This is a genomic window from Microcoleus sp. D2_18a_B4 (assembly GCF_036702475.1).
In the GTDB taxonomy this organism is placed as follows: Bacteria; Cyanobacteriota; Cyanobacteriia; order Cyanobacteriales; family Microcoleaceae; genus Microcoleus.
Window position 1 is genome coordinate 72,255 of sequence record NZ_JAUBTL010000033.1, and the last position, 6,040, is coordinate 78,294.

General features: G+C 49.9%; 5 protein-coding genes. 3 read left to right on the forward strand and 2 right to left on the reverse strand.

What is annotated here, in order from left to right; translation table 11 throughout:
- Window positions 1-65: 65 nt before the first annotated feature.
- Together QUB04_RS19280 and QUB04_RS19285 are read right to left on the reverse strand one after the other, a co-directional pair.
- Window positions 66-443: a thioredoxin family protein gene (locus QUB04_RS19280; protein WP_333286775.1), complete on the reverse strand. Its 378-nt coding sequence runs from the start codon at window positions 441-443 to the stop codon at window positions 66-68.
- A 45-nt stretch (window positions 444-488) separates the two neighbouring features.
- Entirely contained in the window at window positions 489-1,202 is a 714-nt protein-coding gene (locus QUB04_RS19285; protein ID WP_333286777.1) for an NnrU family protein, read from the reverse strand.
- A 236-nt stretch (window positions 1,203-1,438) separates the two neighbouring features.
- Here QUB04_RS19285 and QUB04_RS19290 point away from each other — a divergent pair, with 236 nt between their 5' ends.
- The 3 genes from QUB04_RS19290 (at window position 1,439) to QUB04_RS19300 (ending at window position 5,804) form a co-directional block, all read left to right on the forward strand.
- Entirely contained in the window at window positions 1,439-2,443 is a 1,005-nt protein-coding gene (locus QUB04_RS19290; protein WP_333286779.1) for a LysR family transcriptional regulator, read from the forward strand.
- A gap of 139 nt (window positions 2,444-2,582) precedes the next feature.
- The gene (locus QUB04_RS19295; RefSeq protein ID WP_333286781.1) at window positions 2,583-4,043 is read left to right on the forward strand and encodes a serine/threonine-protein kinase; all 1,461 of its coding nucleotides are present in this window, start codon (window positions 2,583-2,585) and stop codon (window positions 4,041-4,043) included.
- 87 nt (window positions 4,044-4,130) lie between these two features.
- On the forward strand, window positions 4,131-5,804 hold the full coding sequence (locus QUB04_RS19300; RefSeq protein WP_333286783.1) for an asparagine synthase-related protein: 1,674 nt from the start codon (window positions 4,131-4,133) through the stop codon (window positions 5,802-5,804).
- Window positions 5,805-6,040: the final 236 nt, after the last annotated feature.

Genomic DNA, 6,040 nt, shown 5'->3' on the forward strand with positions numbered 1-6,040 from the left:
CTTTTAAATGCCAGACACAGCCTGGTAACGAGTAATTTTCCTCTCCCCCTCTACCCCTCTCCCACTCACCTGTTGGCTACTTCCTGAAGTTGCAGCCGTTGAGATGGGGAAACTCCGTGAGCCGCCAGCATCCAGGAATCCAGAGTCCGCCGCAGTTCCTCGCGTCCTTGGTAGTCTTCAAATCTAAATCGAACTTTATCGCCCTCAAACAAAATCAGCGTGGGCAGACTTGTCAGCCGATAAGTGTGGGCCAACTTGAAACATTGATCGGCATTCACCCCTACGAGCTTGACTTTTTCTGCCCACTGTGCCTCAAAACTCTTAAGCGTGGGGTCGATCGCGCGGCACAAACCGCACCAAGGAGCCGAAAAGTGAACTAAAACGGGGGTAGAGGCTTGAAACACCTCTTGTGCAAAAGTGCGTTCGCTAACCGACAACACCATGAGCCCTCAAAATTTAATAATTTTTTTTCTATCCTAGGGATCATGCTACCAGTATATGTTCCTAGTGACACGCATCAAAAAAGGATGAATTTCCCACAGCAGGCCCGTAAAAATGACTACACCTAGATAGGAAGGGCGCAGAAACTCAAGCAAATCAAGGGTTTGACGCTTTTGTAGGATTGCCAAAAAAGGAATAATTGAGGTTCGAGATTTGATGGTTTCAAAGGATTCTCCAAAACGAGCCTGAAGTCGCCTGTCGCCGTGCCACACTCCGAACAGGTGGTGAAGTACCAAACCGATGGAAGTGACGAGGGTAAAGCTAGTGCCAATCCAAAGGGTGTGGGCCACGCACCAAATCAGTTGTCCCACCATTTGCGGGTGACGGGTGATACGAATGATGCCAGTTTCGTAGAGGTGAACTTGGGGCTTTTGGACGGCGGCAATTTCTAGGAGGTTGAAAGTTGCTGGGTACAGAAACAGAAAGGAAATTGCCGAAAGTATCCAAACTGCGGGTTTAACTCCGGGGACGCCCTGTACTTGCCAAAGCTGTACGCCGTCGTAGCGGTGGTTGAAAAAGTAGACAATCAGAATGACGGCTAGCGGCAAACTGACAAGGGCAAACAAAACGCGGTAAAGTCTCGGCCCGATCAGCTTTTCACCTTTGGGCCGGAGGGCTGCTAAACCGCTGTGGGCGATCGCAAAAACCAGTAATAAGCCCAGAATAACTAAGTGGGAGTCGAGCGCCAAGTCGATCGTCATTGCAAATATTAAGAAAAGTTATTGATTCTCGGCCAAATTGTGTCACAAAGTATCTATGGGAGCATTCAGCGGTTATCAGTCAGTTAACTGTTCACTGTTCGCTGTTGACTGTTCGCTGTTCGCTGTTGACTGTTCGCTGTTGACTGTTCGCTGTTTGCTGTTCGCTGCCTACAGTCAACCGTCAACCGTCAACTGACAACTGACAACTGACAACTGACAACTGACAATTTAGATATATGTCTGACCTTCCTTTCACTTTAGACCAGTTACGCATTCTCAAGGCGATCGCCTCTGAAGGAAGCTTCAAACGCGCCGCGGACAGCCTCTATGTATCCCAGCCCGCAGTTAGCTTGCAAGTGCAAAACTTAGAGAGACAATTGGACGTGCCGCTGTTTGACCGGGGGGGGCGGCGGGCGCAACTGACCGAAGCCGGACACCTGCTGCTGAGTTACGGCGAGAAAATTTTATCGCTTTGCCAGGAAACTTGTCGAGCTCTGGAAGACTTGCAAAATCTCCAAGGCGGTACTTTGATCGTCGGCGCTTCTCAAACAACGGGAACCTATTTGCTGCCCCGGATGATTGGAATGTTCCGCCACAAGTACCCGGATGTAGCGGTACAGCTTCACGTTCACTCGACCCGTCGCACGGCGTGGAGTGTGGCAAACGGGCAAATCGATTTGGCAATTGTTGGCGGAGAAATTCCTACCGAACTTGTAGAAGCTTTAGAAATTGTTCCTTACGCTGAGGACGAACTGGCTCTGATTCTCCCTCCATCTCACCCGATGGTACAACAAGAAACTATCCAAAAAGAAGACCTTTACAAATTGCAGTTTATATCCCTCGATTCGCAGTCTACGATCCGCAAAGTAATCGATCAGGTACTGACTCGCTGCGGCATTGACACGCGCCGCTTAAAAATAGAGATGGAACTAAATTCGATCGAAGCCATTAAAAATGCCGTTCAGTCGGGGCTAGGAGCTGCTTTTGTGTCGGTTTCGGCGATCGAAAAAGAGTTGCTCATGGGCGTCTTGCACAAATCTCAAATGGACGAAGTTTTGGTAACTCGCATTTTGTCGCTGATTTACAACCCCAACCGCTACCGTTCTAAAGCAGCAGAGGCTTTCAGCAATGAAATTTTGCCTCAGTTTGCTACTTATTCCACCATCCTGGAGAAGAAAGAACCCCCAGCGCTCGATTTGGGATTTATAGAAATAGCAACTCCCAACTCGGCGGGAAGTTAATCTCTTAGGTCGCTGGCAGTTAGCAGTTCGCGGTTAGTTGAGAAATCGAAATCTGATTTAACAATCACTTTTTCTTCCCTCTTCCCTCTTCCTTCTTCCCTCTTCCCTCTTCCTTCTTCCCTCTTCTTACCAAACAAAAATGGAAGTTTACTGCACCCGACCGGGCTGCCCGCGCCCTCAAAACTATTTTCCCGACCTCGATGACAGTTCGCGGCTGAAAACGGTGCAGCAAAAGTTTTGCACCGCTTGCGGGATGCCCATGATTTTGAGCGGGCGCTATTTGCCCGTGAGGTTGTTGGGTCAAGGCGGTTTTGGGGCGGCATTTTTGGCCAGAGACCGCTATACTCCCGCAATGCGGCAGTGCGTTGCTAAACTTTTGCAGCCGTCGGTAAGTCTAACTCCGCCCCAGCTAAAAATCGCTCAAACTCTGTTTGAACGGGAAGCGGCGGTGCTGGAAGAACTGGGACACGAACATTCCCAAATTCCGAGTTTGCTGGCTTTTTTTGAGCTGACTGTTACGAGTTTGCAGCCGGGAAAAAACGATCAGTTTTTCTATCTGGTTCAAGAATTTATTGACGGTACAAATTTGGAGGATGAACTAGCTCTTAAAGGCAGGTTTTCGGAGGTGGAAACGGTAGAGGTGCTGCGGGAAATTTTGAAGGTTCTCGATTTTGTGCACTCTCGCGGTTCGATTCACCGGGATATTAAACCTGCTAATATTATGCGGGGTAAAAATGGTCGGCTTTATTTATTAGATTTTGGGGCTGTTAAACAAGTAACACAAAGTGTTGGGAGTGCAAAAGCTTCGACTGGTATTTATTCTTTGGGTTATGCTCCGCCAGAACAGATGAGCGGGCAAGAAGTTTATCCGGCAACGGATTTGTATGCTTTGGCTGTGACTTGTATTACTTTGCTGAGTGGTTTGCAGCCGACGGAGCTTTTTGATAGTTACAGAAACGAGTGGAATTGGCAGTCGCGGGTGCAGGTAAGTTCGCGTTTGGCTCACGTTCTCGATCGAATGTTATTATCAGCTCCCAGCCAGCGTTTTCAATCTGCGAGTGAGGTGGAAGCGGCTCTGATGTCTCGGCCTCAACAGCCTAACATCGTCGTGCAGCCGCCGACCCTACGGACTCCGACTCCCCTACCGACTCAGCAGCTACCACCGACTCAGCAGCCTCCTATACCTGTTCCTGCAACACCTCCCGGAGGGCTGCAACCTTCGCAGAGAGCGACTTTTTCGATTTGGGAGGTTTTGTCGGGGGCGGCGTTTACGGGTTTTGAGGCGGGGGTGCTGGCGATCGGCCTGACGAGTTTGCTGCCGTCTCCTGGCTTGAGTATCGGGTTGTTGGGGATGATTGTGGCGGGTTTGATTTACGGCCAGTACCGCAGGGCGATCGAACAAACTGAGATGTTGATTATTGGCGCTGGTACTGTGGCTTTGCTGTGGTTTTTCCCGGCTTTACAGACGGCGGCACTTGCGATTTATCCGACTTCTCCGATTACTGGCGTGTTGTTTGTGGGATGGTTGGGTGCTTTGGGTGCGATCGCTGGAACAGCTATTTTTAGATTGATTTATAAGTTACTTTCTAATATTTTTTAAGCTAATAGTCATCTCCAGAAAAGCCTGTTTTGAACAGGCAAGATGCCTGTTCCACAATAATTAATTATGGGAGATGTCTAATTTAAAATGCACACTCAGAAGTCTATCTACCCGAATTGGGTCATTGCTTGGGGCATAGAAGCCCGATCGCACCCTGCAACTTGGGAAACTTCCGGTTTTGCCATAATCGGAGCTCAACCCACCTTCAGCCCCAATCAGCGATTTGTGCTGATAGGTGACTGCTGCTTCGATCGCACTCCAATGCTCAAACAACAGATTGATACAGATGGATTGACCGATTTGGCGATCGTCGGGCGGCTATGGGAACAGTACGGTACTAAAACACTGAGCTTACTGGAAGGACAATTTGCCCTTGCCGTGTGGGATAGAGACGAGCAAACCTTGTGTCTGGGGCGCGATCGCGTGGGAGCCAAAACGCTCTATTACACCCGTACAGGAACGACTCGCTGGATCGCGCCTCGACTGCGATCGCTCAATCCGTATCACGATCGAGAACTTGATTTAGTTGCTTTGCGCGACTACTTGTGCTGTGCGTTTGTACCCGGAGCACAAACGCTGTGGGAAGCGGTGCGAGAGTTGCGGCCCGGTAGCTACCTGTACTTACCGGATATTGAGGCGCAGAGATACTGGCAGCCACAGGAGCAAATTACTAACGCCGATCGCCCTTTGGAATGGCACAGTCAACAAGTGCGATCGCTTTTGGAACAACTGGTGCAGGAAGCGCTACCAGCGGGAGAACCAGTCGCAGCATATCTTTCGGGCGGGATAGACTCAAGTTGCGTCGCCGCGATCGCCACAAGGCTGCACGATCGTCCGGTACACACTTTTTCGATGCACTTTGGCGCTCAATATCCCAGCGAGATTGAATTTGCCAACATCGTCGCGGCACATTGTGGCACTGAGCACCATATTTTAGAAGTTTCGCCAAAGCAAATTTGGGAGTTGCTACCGGAAACGCTGGCGGCGATGGATGATCCGGTGGGGGAAGGCTTGACAGTGCCAAATTTGCTGCTGGGGCGATCGGCAAAGCAATTCGCAGACGTGGTACTGAATGGCGAAGGTGGCGATCCGTGCTTTGGCGGGCCGAAAAATAAGCCGATGTTACTCAACAGTTTGTATGGTTCGATTCAGGGTAAACCAGATCCGATCGCAGCTTACTTGACTTCGTTTCAAAAATGCTATGTGGATTTGCCACGTTTGCTGAAGCCGGAGGTTTGGGAAAAGGTGAAGAATGCGCCTTCCGTGTTTGCTGAGGAATTGCAACAGACAGAAACGACGTTTTTGAATCGGCTGATGCGGCTCAACATTGAGTTTAAAGGAGCCGATTACATTTTGACCAAGGTGAATAATCTCACTGCTGCGGCGGGACTAAAAGCTCGATCGCCTTTATTTGATTCGCGGATGGTGGCGCTGAGTTTGCAAATCCCTTCAGAATATAAGCTTTCGGGCGCGCAGGAAAAAGCGGTTCTCAAAGCTGCTGTGGCAGATTTGCTGCCCGATGTCATTGTTAACCGTCCGAAAAGTGGCATGGTGATGTCGATGCAGCAGTGGTTTTTGAGGGATTGGCAGCGGCAAGCGCGATCGTTGTTGCTGAATCGTCATGCGGCGATCGCGCCTTACCTCGATCGAACACTAATCCGCGAGTGGCTAAACTATCGTGGCGAAGTTTTTCCCCGCTATGGGCTGAAGCTGTGGCTGCTGGTGACGCTGGAAATTTGGTTACAAGTAAATCGCCGTTAGTTACCCCCAATTAGGGTAAGGGGCCGTGCCTTTCGTCGTGTCAACTTCAGCAGTTGACGCCCAAATTTCTCGATCGACAGTGGCATTTTCCCTATGCGGTTTTCGCTCTTGTTTATAGAACCGAATTAAACCGCAGAGGGCGCAGAGGATACAGAGAAACGGAGGGAGCATCTCAATGAAAGCAGCAAAGCTCGAAATTGGAATTAGGAGTCAGGAGTCAGGAGCCAGGAGAAAAG